Here is a 16,805-nt window from a genome sequence, read left to right on the forward strand (position 1 = left end):
TTTCATTCAGAATTTCAAAGACTTCCTCGAGAGCGACCCCGACCAAAGCCTTAAACTATCGCAATGTAAATCGCACCTGACGAAGACCTTCATAAGCCGCGATCGCCACACTGGTGGCGAGATTCAGGCTGCGAGCCCCCTCCCCAATCATGGGGATCGTGACAGTTTGTTCCGGGTGCTTTTGCAGGAACTCGGGATCCAGTCCTTTGGTTTCTTTACCAAAAACGAACCAGTCTCCGGATTGGTACTGAGGTTCAAAATAGGTGCGCTGGGTCTTGGTGGTAAAAAGCCAGATGCGGGACGGATCTTCAACGTGTTTCCACCAGTCCTCGAAGGTTTCGTGGCGGTACCACGTCAGGTGAGGCCAGTAATCCAGCCCCGCCCGCTTCAAGTTGGTGTCGTTGATCTCAAAGCCCATCTTTCCCACAATGTGCAGTTCGCAGTTGGTACCAACACACGTGCGCCCGATATTTCCGGTGTTTTGCGGGATTTCGGGCTCGATAAGAACAATGCGGAAAAGCTTTTCTGTATTAGGCAAGGTGTCTGTAAACCTCTTGGCCCAGTTTGGACAGCGCCAGTCGACGACCTTTATCGACGATCAGCTCAAGATTCATCAGCTCACGATAGAGCGTCAAATCAATCGGTACAATCTCCCGGCCAGAGGAGCGACCCAGTCTCTGAATATAAGTGACCTGCTTGTCACTCAGTTTGGAAGTCAGCACCGGCTGCTCTTCCATGGAGCGTCTCCAGTCTCCGCCTGAAATCACCGTGGCATTCACAGGCAGCTTCAGAGGATTCAGGAAATAGATCCAGGCTTTCACCGGAGCGGACATGCCTTCCGGGTGCACTTCGATCTCTTCTCTGGAGTAAAGGCTCTTGTCGGGATCCATGCGATTGTAGCCGTGGAACTCATCCATCAGGCTCAACAATAGATCGGATCCCTTAAGTTCAATCAGTTGTCCCGGAACCAGGTCAGATCCCCCTTTGACCATCGCCGGGAAGCCCACTTTCAAGCGGTAGGCAGTTGCCTTAACCCTTGCAAATACTGAAGATTCCACGAAATTCTGGATCTTGCCGAAATGGACCATGCCCTCGCAAAAAGAACCGTAAACGAAAAAACGCGTTGTAGTCATTATCCCCCCCGAGTACGACAACAAAGTTTGATTTTCCGAAAATGAGGTCCCGTGTGTACCAAAAACCACATGGCACCGCAAGCCGCTTTGGCAGCGCTTTTTCTTTTTTTCCAAGGAGTGACACTTACTGGTCTGCGTTATTACGAAATTAAAAAAAATAAATGACCTTTCTAGTTTTTGCATTCCTGAGTTCCTTTGCTATCCTTTTGAAAATCCAAATTTAGAAGTTCGTTTTCCCGAACAAAGAAGTAGATGAAAAAAATTGAGGCAATCATAAAACCCTTCAAGCTTGATGATGTGGTCGATGCTCTCTCAGAGGTCGGCGTTGAAGGGATCACTGTCTCAGAAGTTCGTGGTTTCGGCCGGCAAAAAGGGCGCACTGAGGTTTACAAAGGCGCCGAATACGTTGTCGACTTTCTTCCAAAAATAAAAATTGAAGTGGTTCTTCCTTCAGCTCTGGTCGACAGCGCTGTCGAGGCCATTCGTAAAACAGCTCACACAGGCAAGATTGGTGACGGCAAAATCTTCGTGCTTCCTGTGGACTCAGCCCTTCGCATCCGCACCGGTGAGAAGGACGAACAGGCTCTTTAGATTATGCTTTTTTAACCCCCAGGGAGGCTCACGATGACCGGTAAAGATGTATTAAAATTCGCCAATGAAAAAGGCGCCAAGATGGTGGATCTGAAGTTCTGCGATATGCTTGGAACTTGGCAGCACCTGACTGTGCCTTTGCACCAACTGACTGCTGAAGCTTTTGAAGAAGGCTACGGCTTTGACGGAAGCTCCATCCGCGGCTGGAAAGGCATCGAAGAGTCAGACATGATCATCATGCCGGATCCATCCACAGCGATGATGGACCCTTTCATGCAGGTGCCAACTTTGTCTTTGATCTGTGATGTCTGCCTTCCGGAAACACTTCAAGCCTACAATCGTGACCCCCGCCAAGTGGTTAAAAAAGCCATCGCTTACATGCAGTCCACCGGCATTGCTGACACGGCCTACTTCGGTCCGGAAGCGGAATTCTTCATCTTTGATGACATCCGTTACGAACAAACAAACAACTCTGCCTTCTATATGATCGACAGTGACGAAGCTGTCTGGAACACCGGCCGCGACGAAGGTGGAAAAAACCTGGGTTACAAAATCCGTCCGAAAGAGGGTTACTTCCCGGCCCTGCCAACAGATTCCCAGCAGGATCTAAGAACCGAAATCTGCCTTGAACTTGAAAGATGCGGCATGCAAGTGGAACGTCATCACCACGAAGTTGCCTCCAGCCAGGGTGAGATCAACTTCCGCTTCGACACCGCTCTGAACATGGGCGACAAAATGATGTGGTTCAAATACATCGTGAAAAACGTGGCAAAACGCTACGGTAAAACTGTGACCTTCATGCCAAAACCAATCTTCGGTGATAACGGTTCCGGCATGCACATCCATATGTCCCTGTGGAAAGATGGAAAAAACCTGTTTGCCGGCAACAAATACGCAGGCCTTTCCGAAATGGCTTTGCACTATATCGGTGGCGTTTTGAAACACGCTCCGGCTCTTTGCGGTATCATCAACCCGACAACCAACTCTTACAAGCGTCTGGTTCCGGGCTTTGAAGCTCCGACAAAACTGGCTTACAGCTTCAAAAACCGTTCTGCGGCAATGCGTATCCCGAACTCCGGTCCAAATCCGAAGGCAAAACGTATTGAGTTCCGTACTCCAGATCCATCTGCCAACATTTATCTGGCAGAAGCAGCCATCCTGATGGCGGGTCTTGACGGTATCATCAACAAGATCAACCCAGGTGATCCACTGGACAAAGACATCTATGGTCTGCCTCCTCAAGAAGCAGCGGCGATCCCTTCTGTTCCGGGCACTTTGGAAGAAAGCTTGAATCATCTGATGAAAAACTGCAGCTTCCTGAAAAAAGGCGATGTTTTCACTGACGACTTGATCGAAACCTGGGTTCAGTACAAAATCGACAAAGAAGTGCGTCCGGTTCAACAAAGACCGGTTCCCTACGAGTTCCACTTGTACTACGATTGTTAATCGCGCCCCCCGCCACGCGGAGGATGTGGTGCGAGCAAGCTCGCACCACTGGACTAGATCAGCTTTAGATAAGGAAAGAATATGGCATCTGACGACGTAAGAAATTTTATGGGCTATCTGTGGATCCGAAAGGAAGATGGACTCATCACTATCGGTATCAACGAAGACGGTCTTGAAGACTTCGAATCCATTTCTTCTGTGGACCTTCCTGCAGAAAATGAACAGGTCGAAGAAGATGTTGTGATCGGAACTCTTGAAACTGATGACGGTCCACTGGACATCTACACTCCGGTTGCCGGAACTGTGGTGGAAGTAAACTCTCAGGTTATCGACGATCCATCTTTGATCATGGAAGACCCGTATGAAGAGGGTTGGTTGATCCGCATCGAGGCTGATGAAGAAGCCGATGAGGACGATGAAGACGAAGATGATGACGACGATGATGATGAGGATGAAGACGACGATTACGAAGATGAGGACGAAGACTAGTCCTTAACGACAAAGCCCCGGAAAACCGGGGCTTTTTTTTATCCTTGAATCAATGCCAGGTGGTTCCCTTCGGCGCCATGCGATCCAGCTTTCGGGCCGTCAGCCAGGCTCCGATCACAAAAGCCGCCCCGATCAAAAGGTGCACGATATGATCGGCGGTTCCCAGCTCCAGGTAACCTGGAATCAAACGCCACCAGAAGGAATCATAGTCCATCATTGGCGGAATCATCGTGGTGTTGGAACCAAATAAGAAACCGGCAAGGCCCAACATTCCATAGACAGCACCGAAGATATAGCTGAAGCGCTCAGCTGAAATCAGAGAATTATTCACGCCAAACCATAAAGCCGCAATACCCGAGAAGATGTGCACCAGATTGTGGGTCCAACCCAGATGCATTCCAAACAGGTTCGGCAGCACAAACCCTGCCATTCCGACCAGCACAAAAGCCACCCCGACAACCATGCACACCCACTGCGCGGGCGAGGTTTCATTTTCGGCCAGTACGACCGGCTTATCTTCAGGACGCTGAATCGGTTTCGAGACTTTCTCTTGTTTCGGAATCTCTTTGGGTGTTTTTTCAAAGTTCGATCTTTGCGGTTCCATAAGATGCTCCTTTGTTTAAACAGCATCATTATCCGCCTTCCCCGGGGGCATCGGCAGAAGTCTTATGGAATTTTGACAAGATTCATTGGCCCAGATGCGATTCGACAGGAATCCGGTGACCGTACTTGGACCTTCTGCTAAATTTCGCCGATGCCTGCAAGGTTTGAAAATCTGATTTTATATGCAATCTGCACCCTTATCTGGGGTTCCACCTGGCTGGTGATCACCTTCCAGATCGATGCGGCATCGCCGGTGACTTCGGTGTTTTGGCGCTTCCTGCTTTCAACGGTTATCTTGTTACTTTTCTGTTTCTGGAAAAAACAAAACCTGAAGTATTCCCGCCAGGATCATCTGCTGTTTGCAGGTCAGGGCGTGCTGATGTTTTCCATCAACTACATGCTGACTTACGTGGCGGAAACGATGGTCAGTTCAGGGATGGTGGCATTAAGTTTCACCCTTCTGGTTTACTACAACATGTTCGGAATGCGTCTGTTCTTCAAAAAACCCATCACACAGAATGTGATTTGGGGTTCTTTGCTTGGTGGCGTGGGGATCGTATTTATTTTCCTGAACGAGATTCTGAATTTTGATCCCAGCTCAAAAACCATCTGGGGTCTGCTGGTGGGCTTCCTGGCAACACTCTCGGCTTCCATGGGAAACATGGTCGCGCAGAAAAGCTATCAAAAGCGCATTCCCGTGGTCGTCACCAACACCTGGGGCATGCTTTACGGAAGTTTGTTCACTTTGATTATGGCCTTGGTGCTGCAACATGATTTGAGCATTCCCCTGAATGCCCGTTTCCTGGGGGCCCTGTTCTATCTGGCGCTGTTCGGATCCGTGATCGCCTTTGGCGCGTACTTGTCTTTGGCAGGAAGAATTGGAGCGGAGAAAGCCGCCTATACCAGCGTGCTTTCTCCGGTGATTGCTCTGACACTTTCCAGCTTTTTTGAGAACTTCCACTGGACGCCTTATATCATCCTGGGTGTGGTTCTGTGTCTGCTGGGAAATGTGCTGACGCTTACCAAGCGGGCGGGTTGATTCCCGGAGGAAGGAAGAACACACCCACTTGGAACATGATGGAAATCGTTTTATCTGTCGTTTTTCTTAAATCCCGGCCCTGAGGGGCGCCGTTATCCACGATGATTAAACCGTCATTGCTGCCGGAAATATAAGTATGCCCCGGAGTATATCCCGCGCCATTCATCATGATTGCACCCAAAATCGGGCGATACTTTGTTGAATCCCAGGCAATCCAGCCAGCCTTATAAAGCGCCATGGAATAATTCACGACCGCCGCGGTGCTGGACCAGATCAGCTGATTGCCTTTGGTTTTGTTAAAGTCATCAGTCACCCGATAGCCTGCGCGCTGATAGGCCTGGCGCAAAAGTTCTGACTGAAATTCTGCACATGGAACATTAGAAAACCCGTGGCGAACAGCCGTCCCTTGAGTCGCAATGCTCCAGGCCCCGGTGGTTGTGATCGCTCCGGTTTTTTCAAAGTCGATGGATCTTTGGGTCGCGACCTTTTTATCGATCATCAAATAGGACTTGGGCGTGGCCACTTCACGGTTTACCGCTTTCTGCAGTTCTGCAAAGATGCTCTGGTACTTTTCACGCTGAGCCGCTGACATTGATTCCGGTTTTACACCCTGATTTAGTTTCGCACCAAAACGTTTGGTCACAGAATTAACGTAATTGAACTTGGGCTTTCCATTGGGCTGATAATACTTCAAAAAGCCTTCGCCCGGAGTTGCCGCCTGAACGACTGCAAAGCTTCCTTCGGTGCCTTCCAGATTTCCGACAATGGAAGCAAAAACGAAAAGCCCGCCCGAGGTTTTGTTGATTTCATCAATCTTGCTTTGCGGGAACTGCGTTTTGAACGCATCAGTGACAGAAACGATTTTCACCGGATACAGGAATCCGGTGCTGGATCTTTCAATGGCTCCACTGGAGGTGCGGTAATCCAGATGTTTGACTTCGTAATTGGACGGAACCTCGATCTGGGTTCCCGCCGGAAGTTCGACTTTATTTTCAAGGATGCCGGCTTTTTCATAACGCAGGGTCATCGCCTGATTTAGCAACAACTTCTGACTTGTGACCGCAGAACCACCGCCTGCACCGGCATTGCCGCCCGCTTCTTCTTCCGGGGACTCCACTTCGGGAATCTGCGGAACTATCGAGGCGCTTTCGTTCCCGGTTTCATCAATCGCCGGGAAATCATTGGCTGGTGCGCATGCCGCCAGAGTCAAAAGTGCTGCCAACAAAAGAGACTTGGTGATTTTTGTGGTTCCTGCCATGGGACCTCCGTTCACAGAGGTCTTCGGCCGACTCACATTAGGAATTTAATCTTTTTCCCGGTGTAAAAACTTTTTTCACCAGATTGTATGCAAGTGCACAAGTTCTGAATGAAAAAACAATCGGAGTTGTTTGTTTACGGGGCTCTGGGCGAGCCCGGCAAAGCACGTTTACCTTCCAACCAAAGATTTCAATTCACTCACCAGTCCCTGCATAGCCTGGGACATTTGCGACATTTCATCACTGGTCTGCGCGACTTCCTGAGCAACCTGCGCATTCTTTTGTGACGCCTGATCCAGACGGTTCATTGCCTCACTGATCAGGGTGATACCACGGGCCTGTTCATGGCTGGCTCCGGCAATCTCATTGTTGATCTCCAGCACTTTCTTGGCAGAATCCAGAAACTTTTGCAGTTGCTCTCCACTTTGTGTCGCGGCCTCACTGCCTTCATGAATTCGAGTGACACTGTCTTCGATCATCTTCGAAATTCCTTTGGCCGAATCCGCACTTCGTTGCGCCAGCCCCCTGACCGCATCTGCCACAACCGCAAAGCCTTTACCCATCTCACCAGCCCGCGCCGCTTCAACGGAAGCATTCAGAGCCAGCAGATTTGTCTGAAAAGCAATATCATCAATGACCTGACTGACCTCCCGAATAGCTGCTGAAGACTGCTTCAGAGCTTCCATGGAACCGATCAGCTTTTGCACAGAATCCGCCCCGGCTTGTGAAGCCGCGAAACTTTCCGCCGATAAAGCTGATGCCGTTTTCGCACTTTCGGAATTCAGCTTCACCATGCCAGACAGTTCTTCCAGCGAAGCCACCGTTTCCTCCAGTGAAGCCGCGGACTGGGTGGCACCCTGGGCCAGGTCCTGGCTGGCTCTGCTTAAATGTCCACTGGTTTCATCCAGGGAATCACCAGAGCTTTCTATGTTGGCTGCAAAACGGGTCATGCGGGTAACCAGGCTCTGAGTGACCAGGAATCCACCGACGAAACAGAACAAAACACCTACGACCGCCACCACCACATTCAAAGTTCTCAGCCCTGTGCCGGACTGATAGGCGACTTCAGCATCCTTTTCAATCAGCTCGCCAAGAGACTCCATTTTTTCTTCCAGAACTTTAAAGTTGCTATTGAACTCTCCCAGTTCGCCCAAAGCAGCCCGATACCCTTGAGTACCGGCAAGACCTACAATTTTGCGGGTCTGATCGATGTACTTTTCCATTTCAGGTTTGGTTTCGGCGATGGCCTGGCGAGTGCCCTCATTCAGTGGAAGCTCTTCCAGAGTCTTCAGGTACTGTTTAAAATCCTGCGCCTTTTCTTCCATCTCTTGAGCGGTTTCCTTTAACTTTTCGGCTTCGTTTCCTTCCGCCGCCAACAAAGAGGCCAGCACAACAGATCTCAATCCATCATGCATCATATCCGCCAGCGTCATATTACGAACTGCCGGCAGTTGAACTTTAGCCACGTTGTCGAACTGATTCATCAGTGTCGTGGAGTTCACATACGACAACGTCGCCACTCCAATAAGGACGACGATGAATCCCACACACAAAAACAACAGTCTTTTTCTTAAAGTCCAACCCATGACGGCCACTTACCAAAGCTTGGATTCGATAGAAAGATAGACGAACACACCGCGCTCGTGCTCGACCGCGGAAGGGCCCAACCCCAGCAATGCTCCGATACCAGGAACCACTTCGGTTTCCTGACCCACATCAAACGCGGTGCGGATACCAGGAACAACATAATATGTGGACTCACTGCCCTTGGTGTCCTGCCCCTCGACCGTTTCCGTATTGTTGAATGCAAACTCACACAACAGGTTCGTCTTTGGAGTCACGTTGTAAACCACGCTGGTTCCAAAATTGAAACCAAAGATGGATGCCGTATCACCAACGGCATTTTTTGCATCGGGAGTGTAAGTAAAGCCGGCATTCCAGTGATTGGTCCATTTTTCATTCAAAGTCAAAGACACGGCCTGATTGAACTGAAAGCCCGCCACTCCATTGCCAAAGCCTTTTTTGTAGTCTCCGGTTGGAACAATCAGCGTAAGGCGCGGTGCAATCGCCACAAGATCCGTATTGAGCAGTTGATAGCGATAGTTCAAAAGAACATCACCCACATTCGTTTCCTCTTCCACCCCGTTCAGTTTCAAAACCGGGATCACATAGGAAAATTGATGGGTTTCATCCGTGATAGGAATTTCGTTTGTAAAGCTATAGGTCCAGTCATGAGCTGGGTCCATGTACTGGTAAGCCTGGATAAATTGAACGACTCCGGCTTCCTGATTGTAAGCTTCTTCGATCAAAAAGGAGTTGTCTTTAACAACTTCAGCGGATGTCGCCGTACATACAGACAACAAAACACTCGCAATGGTGATATTTCTAAAGAACGTCATGCAATTTGCCTCCGGATATTTATGACATTCTTTCGGAATTATCCTAGCAACGCAAGGTTCTCCAGACCATCGAGACTATCGTCAATAAAAGAAGGAGATAACAATAGTGCACACTTCCCGCCAGCTCCAGCGGGGAAATTTTCGCCATTTGGCTGGCAAGAAGGATCTGTGCTCCATAGGGAATCACCCCTTGAACCACGCACGAAAAAATGTCCAGAATGCTTGCACTGCGCGCCGGGGGAACACCTTCTGCCCTTGCCACTTCACGGGCCAGATCGCCAGTGATGACAATTGCTACTGTGTTATTTGCCACAGCAAAATTTGCGACCGACACCGACAGAGCGATGCTGAACTCAGACCAAAGCCTCTCCCATTTTCTGCTCCGAAAACGCAGATGCTCCAGCGCCTTCTTCAAGGTGCCGAGACCACCTTGCTCTTTCATCATCTGACCCAGACCACCCATGATCATCGACAGCAGAAAGATCTCCTGCATTTCTTTAAACCCTGAATAGATATCCTGACCCAAGCGCAAGATGGTATAGTCGGCAAAGAACAGGCCCAGCATTGCAGCCAGACCGATCCCCAGGATCAAGACCAAAAACACATTCATTCCCAACAAAGCCAGAATCAAAACCACAATATACGGCAACGCTTTATAGAGATCTCCCGGATTCACAGGCACCGCCACTCCGGACTTCACGGTGAAGTACAAAAGAATCAAAGTGATAAGGCCCGCGGGCAAACTAATCGCAAAGTTCACACGGAACTTGTCCCTCATCGAAGCCCCCTGCGAACGTGTCGCCGCAATGGTGGTATCAGAGATAAATGAAAGATTATCTCCAAACATCGCACCACCAACCAGAACTCCGAAAATAGCCGCCTTATCCACCCCACCGGCCGTCGCCAAACCCAAAGCAATCGGCCCCAGAGCCGAGATCGTTCCCATCGAGGTTCCAATTGCGGTAGAAATTAATGCCGCCAAAAAAAAGAAACCCGGCACCATCAGACTTTCCGGAATCACCTTCAGTCCCCAGTAAATCGTGGCATCCACACCACCAATCGCTTTCACGACGGCACCAAATGCTCCGGCCAGCAAGTAGATCATGCACATGGAAAGAACATTAAAGTCACCCAGGCCTTGCATAAAAGTGGTCAACTTCCGGTCAAAGGCACCCTTCATCAGAATAAAGGCCAGTATCACAGCCGGCAGCGTCGCCACCGGCGACGGTAATTGATAAAAAGCGAAATCCACACCCTGCCACAGATAGTAAAATCCACTCCCCAGAAAAACCGCAACGAAAGTCAGCAAAGGAAGAAAGGGTCTCATGCCTACTCCGTTCGTCGAATGATATGATAACCAAAGCGCGTGCGCACCGGTTGCGGAGTTGTTTCATTCAACTTGAGAGCAAAGGCCGCTTCTTCGAATACTTCGTCCATGCGACCTTCGGCGAAAACTCCGAGATCCCCGCCCGCACGCGCCGAAGGACATTGGGAATATCTTTGCGCAAGCTCTTCAAAAGTCTTTCCACTTTTCAGTGCGCGCAGAATATCTTCGGCTTCATATTGATGTTTTACCAAAATATGGCTGGCTCTGATTTTCATACTGCCCCTTTTAATTTGACGATCACTCAAAGGTTCCTTAAGGTCGTAAATGTGAAGTTCACTTTATTTCTGCTTCTTTTCAGTTTTTCCGCATGGGCAAAACCTGTGGAAGTCCATGTCGGTGGTTATGAATTCCCACCCTATGTGATCAACTCCAGCGGCCGCTACGAAGGCCTGACGCTGGATTTTATTGCATTACTAAACAAAAAGCAGAGCAAATATAAGTTCACCTTTGTGCCAACGACCTCCACCCGAAGATACCACGATATGAAATCCGGGCGATATCAAATCATTGCATTTGAAAGCAAATCCTGGGGTTGGGGCAATGAACAAGTCGACACCAGCAAAATCTTCCGCTTTGGTGCCGAGGTCTTTGTCGCCAATAAGGAACGCGCCAAAGATCAAAGCTTCTTCTCTGAACTAAAAGGTAAAACCATCAAGGGCATGCAGGGTTACCACTATGGATTCCTGGGGCTGTCCACCAGCAACAAAGCCTTAAAGGGATTCAATGTTGAATTCACCAACACTCCGGACGGAAACATCCGCTCGGTCGTGATGAAACGGGCCGATATCGCCGTCATTGCCAAAGAATATCTGGATATTTACCTCAGCAAACATCCCGATGATCGCGACAAGATCCTGGTTTCCAAGAAACCCGATCAGCTTTACGAACTGGGTGTTCTGCTCAGTAAAGAAAGAAGTCCAATTACTGCCGGCGAGATGAACCGACTGATTGATATGGTTCTGAACGATGGCTCCTGGCCTGCCTTGCTGAAAAGCAAAGGTATCGGCGAGCACAGGCTTTAATCTTTGCCCTCGTCCCCAAAGATCAAGTCCACTTTCAAATAAAGCGTCATAACCGGTGCAAAGTCATCTTTGCGGGCCCAGGCGATTTCGGGCGTGGTCTTAAGATAAATCCAGTCGATGCTGGTTCTTTGCGTGTAGGTTGATGACAACACCAGACTGTCTCCGTATAGAGAATAGCCTTCCATTTTCGTGTTAAAGCGGAAGTCATAGGACAAGGCCGAATCTGCCGTGAAGGTTTGAATCAACGACGGCCCATGGTGAGTTCCAAATCGTTCGTTGGTCATCGCCCAGTTGGCTTCGTTGATAAATCGGAACAGTAATTCACGATTGAAAGCATAATCCGTGGTCAAAGACGTTGTTTCTTCCCATTCGTCTTTTTTGGACCAGCGGAATTCCTGATAGAATGAATTTTCAAAAATTCCCAGCAAGAAGTTCCGGCGCAGACGAAGCTTCACAAAGTAATTCACCGGAATGGTCACAACCAACCCCGCCTCGGTGTTCAGATCCCAGTAACGCTGAGCCTGTTCCTCGGTTTCAAGACCGCTTTCCTCGTCGGTGTTTTTACGCGAAAAGTATTTGTCACGGATGCTTTTTTCCCATTTCTGAAAATTCGGCAGATAAAGATTCAAAGATGTTGATAGATCCTCGGAGCCCAGGTCGCCGTCACGGACATAGTACGTCTGCGACACACGCAATGTGCTGGTGTTGCGGGCATCGTCGGCTCTGGTATTTCCAAACAGGGCATCAACGCTTTCAGAAAGACGGATCACTCGATTGGACAAACTTGCTCGAGTGTCCTCAAGATAAACCCTTCCCACGGCCATGGATTCCTGAACGACGCCGGGCTTGGGAACAGGCTCTGCGGGCGGATTTTGAGGTTCTTCGGCATAAACCGGATTAGCTAGAAATAAACAAAAAAGAACCGAAAACAACCTCATAGAATCAGGTTAAGGGGCCCACTCACGATTGTCATTACAGGAATCAGCCACTTAACGTGGATCGCCATGGGTCGCTATTACGCCCCGATTATGATTATTTATGAGGGTGAGAAAAGTATCCCTGGATGTCCGACAATTTGCCCTGCCCTGCCCTCGACGCGGAAGCATCGAGCTGCATTCCGGCTATGGCGCGCCTCCAATGAGCGGGCAGGAAATCCATATGGCCATCCAGCGCCGCCGTCAGCGCGAATTCGATGATTATACTCCGGAAAAGAAAATGAGCTGGGTCTTTGAAGCCGGGCCTTATGAATTCCATATTTCCGGACGTGCCGACGGCATCACTGAAAACCCAGTGCAGATCGAAGAAATCAAAACTGCGTTTGATGTCGAAGAACTTTGGCGCAAACTTCGTGCTGATGACAATCATCCTTACATCTGGCAGCTGCGCACCTATGGATACTTCCACTACAAGGAAACCGGGCGCATTCCGTTTTTGAATCTGCATCTGGTTTCTTCACGCAATTTTAAGTCCATGGATCTGCGTGTGGAACTGGACATCGCCCACTACGAACTGTGGCTGGCTTTGCGTCTGGATGAACTGGTTGAAGAAACCAAGGTGAAAGAAAAGCTTTTCAAAGCCCGTCAGAAAATGGCGGAAGAAATGTCTTTCCCGTTTGCGACCCCGCGTCCCGGTCAGCGCGAGCTGATTGAAGGTATTGAAGCCCAGGTGGCCGATGAACACCCCTTGCTGGTGCAGGCCCCGACGGGTCTTGGAAAAACCGTGGGCGTGCTTTATCCCAATTTGAAGGACTCTTTGTCGCGCGGGCAAAAAACCGTTTATGTGACTCCGAAGAACTCGCAGCATATTGTCGCAGAAGAAGCGGTGGAAAAGCTGCAGGAACAAGGCAGCAAGATCCGTTCTTTGACCCTGACAGCAAAAAGTAAAATGTGCCTTAAGGCTGAAACCCTGTGCAATCCTGGTTATTGTGAATTTGCGCGCGAATACTACACCAAACTTGCCGAGCATGATCTGGTGAACAAACTTTCCAAAAAGCGCACACTGACTCAGGAAAAACTTGTCGAAATGGGTAAAGAATTCGAAGTCTGCCCGTTTGAACTTTCCGTCGAAGCCATCGAGCGCGCTGATGTTGTCATTGGTGATTACAACTATGCCTTCGCCCCGCGCAGCCTGCTGGGTCGTCTTTCGGAACCGTTACTGGAAGCCGGCGAAAAGCCGAATCTGGTGATCGATGAAGCTCACAATCTGCCCAGCCGGGCGCAGGATTATTTTTCTCCATCTTTGAGTGTGCAGGAGCTGGACATTCTGGAAGGCGACTTCACCAAACTGCCACCGACATTTTCCTTGCAAGCCGGGTCCCTGATCCGCAAAGCCAAATCCCTTATTCAGGAATACGGCGAAGACGGCGGTTCCCGTAAGGTCGACATTGATATTGAACCTTTCCTGGATCATGAGCGCTCGATTCGCGCCCTGACCACGGAATACCTTGAAAGCGAAACCGAGATCATCACCCGAGATCCGATGCTGCGCCTGATGAATCTGTGGAGTGACTTTATCGCGGCCCTTGAATACAGCGGTCCGGAGTTTTTCACGACTTATCAAAACAGCCGCTTCACGGAAATGCTGAAGGTCACCTGCTGTGATGCCTCGGAGCAACTGAAAATTGCCTATAAGCAGTTCAAGAATGTCGTGGCATTTTCTGCCACCCTGAAGCCCTTCACCTACTATCAGGAGCTTTTGGGGTTTGATCTGGAAAAATCCAAGACTTTGGAATTCCAGTCGCCTTTTAAACCCGAGAACCGTCAGTTGATGATCATCCCGCAGATTTCCACCAAACTCAGCGACCGCGTGGTCAGCTCGGGCAAAGTGGCCGAAGTTATTTCCCGGGTCACCCGCGTGAAAGCAGGCAATTACATTGCCCTGTTCCCAAGTTTTGAGTTTCTGGCGCAAGTGGAAAAACAGCTTCAAGTGCCACATCTGCGTGTGCTTCGCCAAGAGCGCGACATGAAACAACTGGATGTCCAGATTTATCTGGAAGAACTGAAAGCCGCCAACGAGCCGATTTTACTTTTGGGTGTTCAAGGCGGTGTATTCTCTGAGGGCGTTGATTTCCCGGGCGACATGCTGATCGGGGCCTTTGTCATTGGACCGGCGTTACCCAGCTTTGATTTTGAGCGTGAACAGATTCGCACTTACTTTGACGGCCGCTATGGCAAAGAAAACGGTTTTAACTACACCTATGTGTATCCGGCCATGGCCAAAGCCATTCAATCGGCAGGCCGGGTGATCCGATCTGAAACCGACAAGGGTGTGATCATCCTGATGGACAGCCGCTTCCTGAATCCGGTTTATGCTGAAGCCATGCCGCAGGGCTCGTTCAAGGAAAGTCCGCGCGAACTGGTATCGCAAAAAATTCTGGCTGATATTGAAACCTTCTGGAAAAACAGCGAAGTGCCATGCTCTTAAAAGATCTTCCTGTTTTCTTTTTAGACCTACAAACCACAGGCGCCAAACCCGGCGCTGCTGATATTCTGGAAGTGGCTTGGTCATTGTCCGACAAAGACGAAGTTCACAGCTTGCTTTCGGCACAAGCCGAAGACCGCCCGGTGCCCCGTCGCATTTTGTCCCTGACAGGAATTGCCGCTGAAGAACTTGAAAGTGCGACGCCGCTGCCTGAAATCTTTGAGCGTCTGTATGTGGATATTCAAGATCGTACGGCAGTCATTCACTTTGCCCAGTTTGAAAAACCTTTTCTGAAGGCCGCTTTTGAATCTTTGCAGCGCCCCGAGTTTCCAATCATTTGCACTCATGAAATTGCCAAAAGACTTTTCCCCAACCTGCCGGCGCGGGGGATTAAGGGGCTGGCCGGATATTTCGGCCATGCTTCGGGTGAATTCAAGCGCGGTGCAAGCCACGTTGAAGCCACGAGAATAATCTGGCAGCACTTGGTGAAAGAACTGGAAGGCAAAGGAATATTGACCTTCGTGGATATGCAGACCTGGCTAACCACCGAGATCCCCAAGAAGCGCACCAAGTATGAGTATCCAATGGCCAAGGAAAAACGCCTGAATTTGCCCAAGGTGCCGGGTGTTTATCGCTATGTCTCGCAATGGGGTGAAATCCTATACGTCGGCAAAGCCACGTCCCTGCATGATCGGGTGAATAGTTATTTCCGAGGGCAAAAGGGCCGTGACTCTTTCAAGCTTGAGATGCTGACCCAAGCCTATGACCTGATCGTGACAGAATGCCGGACGCCGCTGGAATCCGCTTTGCTTGAAACCGACGAAATCAAAAAATACAATCCTCGCTATAACATCAGCTTGAAAGCCGGAGAACGCGGCTTGGTGTTCTTTAGCCGTGACTTTACATCAATGAGTCCGGAACAAGATGACGAACACAGCATCGGGCCTTTCTCGAATGCTTTGGTCTTTGATTCGATTCTGAAGCTGAATGAATCCCTGAAATCGGAAGACCAGACATTTAATCCCGAAATGTTCTTTGAACCTTTGGATGCAGAACTTCTGAAATCCGGTTTTGCTCTTTTCTGCGAGCGTCTGGGAAAAAGCCCGGATGTGTTTAAGTCCTTAAGGTCTATTTTTGCGCAAGGTTTGATCTTTGTGAAAAATGCTCCGGACGAAGAAGAACTCGATGAAGCCGAAATCGAGGCCGAAGCTGCGGACTGCGATGACGAAACCGGCGAAGAAATCGAAATCGAACTGACCGCCGAAGACATTGCCGACAAATTTGAACGTCACTTTAAACGTGCGGCGCACGCTTACCTGCGCGCCCGTCGCATGACTAAACTTTTAAACTGCGACATTGAATATTCCCTCAGCGCCAAAGGCAAAAAATTCCAACTGCATTTGCGTGGCGGACACCCCACCCCAGAGCCCACACCCCAAACACGCAGCACCTGGAGCGGGCATTCGGTGGACACCTACGACCGCATGGCCGTTCTGCTGACCGAACTTGAACGCGTGCGCAGCAAAAATGGCCAAGTGTCAGTCCAGCGGAAATATTGAACTTCGAGTCCGATTCTGTTGCAAAATAGGACATGATTTCAAAGACGAGCTATAAATAGGTCGGAATTTCTCCTCACAAAAGGGGACTTTTGCCCCGAAATTTACCGCCATTTCGCTCAGAACGAAATTAAGCTGTGCTCGCAGTTGGAGCCGATCCTGCATTAGTCATTCAACAGAAACCAAGGGGTTGAAGAATGATGAACAAACAAATCTCAAAAGAAAATTGGAAGAGTTTGAAAGCTGAGCTGCGTGCAGCTTGGAATGAACTGACTGCTGAAGAAATCGAAAGCACACGCGGAAGCATCAAAGCCATCTATGGTTTGGTTCAGCAGAAATGCGAACTGCATGAAGTAGAAGTAAAAGAAAAACTGACTTCGCTGCTTAAAAAATACGAGCATCCACCGACTCGTTTCCACAAAGTTTCTTAACAAACGGCTTGTGTCACCTCCATGACGCATCCT

General features: G+C 49.5%; 17 protein-coding genes. 8 read left to right on the forward strand and 9 right to left on the reverse strand.

The features are described from left to right. Window positions 1–55 precede the first annotated feature (55 nt). Both AC04MQ_RS01890 and AC04MQ_RS01895 read right to left on the reverse strand, forming a co-directional pair. Window positions 56–538, reverse strand: coding sequence for a tRNA (cytidine(34)-2'-O)-methyltransferase (locus tag AC04MQ_RS01890; RefSeq protein ID WP_417862717.1), 483 nt, complete (start codon window positions 536–538; stop codon window positions 56–58). Beyond that, window positions 531–1,133, reverse strand: coding sequence for a gamma-glutamylcyclotransferase family protein (locus tag AC04MQ_RS01895; RefSeq protein WP_417862718.1), 603 nt, complete (start codon window positions 1,131–1,133; stop codon window positions 531–533). The genes AC04MQ_RS01890 and AC04MQ_RS01895 overlap by 8 nt, the downstream gene beginning before the upstream one ends. Window positions 1,134–1,385: 252 nt before the next feature. Here AC04MQ_RS01895 and AC04MQ_RS01900 point away from each other — a divergent pair, with 252 nt between their 5' ends. The 3 genes from AC04MQ_RS01900 (at window position 1,386) to AC04MQ_RS01910 (ending at window position 3,659) form a co-directional block, all read left to right on the forward strand. Beyond that, window positions 1,386–1,724, forward strand: a complete 339-nt coding sequence (locus tag AC04MQ_RS01900) for a P-II family nitrogen regulator (protein ID WP_015089459.1) — start codon at window positions 1,386–1,388, stop codon at window positions 1,722–1,724. A gap of 33 nt (window positions 1,725–1,757) precedes the next feature. After that, window positions 1,758–3,170 carry a type I glutamate--ammonia ligase gene (gene glnA, locus AC04MQ_RS01905; protein WP_011162866.1) on the forward strand — a complete coding sequence of 471 codons (1,413 nt, stop codon included), beginning with the start codon at window positions 1,758–1,760 and terminating at the stop codon, window positions 3,168–3,170. 81 nt (window positions 3,171–3,251) lie between these two features. Further along, window positions 3,252–3,659 carry a glycine cleavage system H family protein gene (locus AC04MQ_RS01910; RefSeq protein WP_417862721.1) on the forward strand — a complete coding sequence of 136 codons (408 nt, stop codon included), beginning with the start codon at window positions 3,252–3,254 and terminating at the stop codon, window positions 3,657–3,659. A 49-nt stretch (window positions 3,660–3,708) separates the two neighbouring features. Here the strand turns inward: AC04MQ_RS01910 and AC04MQ_RS01915 are convergent, their stop codons facing one another. Then, window positions 3,709–4,263 carry a DUF4383 domain-containing protein gene (locus AC04MQ_RS01915; protein WP_417862723.1) on the reverse strand — a complete coding sequence of 185 codons (555 nt, stop codon included), beginning with the start codon at window positions 4,261–4,263 and terminating at the stop codon, window positions 3,709–3,711. Window positions 4,264–4,413: 150 nt separating this feature from the next. Here AC04MQ_RS01915 and AC04MQ_RS01920 point away from each other — a divergent pair, with 150 nt between their 5' ends. Then, a complete protein-coding gene (locus AC04MQ_RS01920) occupies window positions 4,414–5,301 on the forward strand; it encodes a DMT family transporter (protein WP_417862725.1) in 888 nt (295 codons plus the stop codon). On the opposite strand, the gene AC04MQ_RS01925 is transcribed toward AC04MQ_RS01920, so the two are convergent. The 5 genes from AC04MQ_RS01925 to AC04MQ_RS01945 all read right to left on the reverse strand — a co-directional run bounded on the left by AC04MQ_RS01925 (window position 5,282) and on the right by AC04MQ_RS01945 (window position 10,558). Beyond that, entirely contained in the window at window positions 5,282–6,559 is a 1,278-nt protein-coding gene (locus AC04MQ_RS01925) for a hypothetical protein (RefSeq protein ID WP_475390801.1), read from the reverse strand. The two genes, AC04MQ_RS01920 and AC04MQ_RS01925, sit on opposite strands and share 20 nt — an antisense overlap. Window positions 6,560–6,727: 168 nt before the next feature. Beyond that, window positions 6,728–8,143 (reverse strand): HAMP domain-containing methyl-accepting chemotaxis protein, encoded by a 1,416-nt coding sequence (locus AC04MQ_RS01930; protein WP_417862729.1) that lies wholly within the window; start codon window positions 8,141–8,143, stop codon window positions 6,728–6,730. 9 nt (window positions 8,144–8,152) lie between these two features. After that, on the reverse strand, window positions 8,153–8,956 hold the full coding sequence (locus AC04MQ_RS01935; protein WP_475390803.1) for a DUF3187 family protein: 804 nt from the start codon (window positions 8,954–8,956) through the stop codon (window positions 8,153–8,155). Between the two features lie 43 nt (window positions 8,957–8,999). Further along, complete coding sequence (locus AC04MQ_RS01940) at window positions 9,000–10,283, reverse strand: Na+/H+ antiporter NhaC family protein (protein WP_475390805.1); 1,284 nt, start codon at window positions 10,281–10,283, stop codon at window positions 9,000–9,002. 2 nt (window positions 10,284–10,285) lie between these two features. After that, a complete protein-coding gene (locus AC04MQ_RS01945; protein ID WP_417862734.1) occupies window positions 10,286–10,558 on the reverse strand; it encodes a peptidylprolyl isomerase in 273 nt (90 codons plus the stop codon). Between the two features lie 51 nt (window positions 10,559–10,609). Here AC04MQ_RS01945 and AC04MQ_RS01950 point away from each other — a divergent pair, with 51 nt between their 5' ends. Beyond that, entirely contained in the window at window positions 10,610–11,365 is a 756-nt protein-coding gene (locus AC04MQ_RS01950; protein WP_475390807.1) for a substrate-binding periplasmic protein, read from the forward strand. On the opposite strand, the gene AC04MQ_RS01955 is transcribed toward AC04MQ_RS01950, so the two are convergent. After that, window positions 11,362–12,303: a hypothetical protein gene (locus AC04MQ_RS01955; protein WP_475390809.1), complete on the reverse strand. Its 942-nt coding sequence runs from the start codon at window positions 12,301–12,303 to the stop codon at window positions 11,362–11,364. The two genes, AC04MQ_RS01950 and AC04MQ_RS01955, sit on opposite strands and share 4 nt — an antisense overlap. A gap of 100 nt (window positions 12,304–12,403) precedes the next feature. Between AC04MQ_RS01955 and AC04MQ_RS01960 the strand changes: the two genes are divergently transcribed. From AC04MQ_RS01960 to AC04MQ_RS01970, 3 genes are all read left to right on the forward strand, one after another. Beyond that, a complete protein-coding gene (locus AC04MQ_RS01960; RefSeq protein ID WP_475390810.1) occupies window positions 12,404–14,788 on the forward strand; it encodes an ATP-dependent DNA helicase in 2,385 nt (794 codons plus the stop codon). Further along, a complete protein-coding gene (locus AC04MQ_RS01965; RefSeq protein WP_475390812.1) occupies window positions 14,779–16,344 on the forward strand; it encodes an exonuclease domain-containing protein in 1,566 nt (521 codons plus the stop codon). Before AC04MQ_RS01960 ends, AC04MQ_RS01965 begins: the two co-directional genes overlap by 10 nt. 194 nt (window positions 16,345–16,538) lie before the next feature. Next, window positions 16,539–16,772, forward strand: coding sequence for a CsbD family protein (locus tag AC04MQ_RS01970; RefSeq protein WP_088566556.1), 234 nt, complete (start codon window positions 16,539–16,541; stop codon window positions 16,770–16,772). Window positions 16,773–16,805: the final 33 nt, after the last annotated feature.

This window comes from Bdellovibrio sp. MYbb2, from assembly GCF_056175685.1.

Excerpts from the sequence above, each read along its gene's own strand:
- AC04MQ_RS01895 (WP_417862718.1), bottom strand. The coding sequence starts at position 1,133 with ATGACTACAACGCGTTTTTTCGTTTACGGTTCTTTTTGCGAGGGCATG.
- AC04MQ_RS01900 (WP_015089459.1), top strand. The coding sequence starts at position 1,386 with ATGAAAAAAATTGAGGCAATCATAAAACCCTTCAAGCTTGATGATGTG.
- glnA (WP_011162866.1), top strand. The coding sequence starts at position 1,758 with ATGACCGGTAAAGATGTATTAAAATTCGCCAATGAAAAAGGCGCCAAG.
- AC04MQ_RS01910 (WP_417862721.1), top strand. The coding sequence starts at position 3,252 with ATGGCATCTGACGACGTAAGAAATTTTATGGGCTATCTGTGGATCCGA.
- AC04MQ_RS01915 (WP_417862723.1), bottom strand. The coding sequence starts at position 4,263 with ATGGAACCGCAAAGATCGAACTTTGAAAAAACACCCAAAGAGATTCCG.
- AC04MQ_RS01920 (WP_417862725.1), top strand. The coding sequence starts at position 4,414 with ATGCCTGCAAGGTTTGAAAATCTGATTTTATATGCAATCTGCACCCTT.
- AC04MQ_RS01925 (WP_475390801.1), bottom strand. The coding sequence starts at position 6,559 with ATGGCAGGAACCACAAAAATCACCAAGTCTCTTTTGTTGGCAGCACTT.
- AC04MQ_RS01930 (WP_417862729.1), bottom strand. The coding sequence starts at position 8,143 with ATGGGTTGGACTTTAAGAAAAAGACTGTTGTTTTTGTGTGTGGGATTC.
- AC04MQ_RS01935 (WP_475390803.1), bottom strand. The coding sequence starts at position 8,956 with ATGACGTTCTTTAGAAATATCACCATTGCGAGTGTTTTGTTGTCTGTA.
- AC04MQ_RS01940 (WP_475390805.1), bottom strand. The coding sequence starts at position 10,283 with ATGAGACCCTTTCTTCCTTTGCTGACTTTCGTTGCGGTTTTTCTGGGG.
- AC04MQ_RS01945 (WP_417862734.1), bottom strand. The coding sequence starts at position 10,558 with ATGAAAATCAGAGCCAGCCATATTTTGGTAAAACATCAATATGAAGCC.
- AC04MQ_RS01955 (WP_475390809.1), bottom strand. The coding sequence starts at position 12,303 with ATGAGGTTGTTTTCGGTTCTTTTTTGTTTATTTCTAGCTAATCCGGTT.
- AC04MQ_RS01960 (WP_475390810.1), top strand. The coding sequence starts at position 12,404 with ATGAGGGTGAGAAAAGTATCCCTGGATGTCCGACAATTTGCCCTGCCC.
- AC04MQ_RS01965 (WP_475390812.1), top strand. The coding sequence starts at position 14,779 with ATGCTCTTAAAAGATCTTCCTGTTTTCTTTTTAGACCTACAAACCACA.
- AC04MQ_RS01970 (WP_088566556.1), top strand. The coding sequence starts at position 16,539 with ATGATGAACAAACAAATCTCAAAAGAAAATTGGAAGAGTTTGAAAGCT.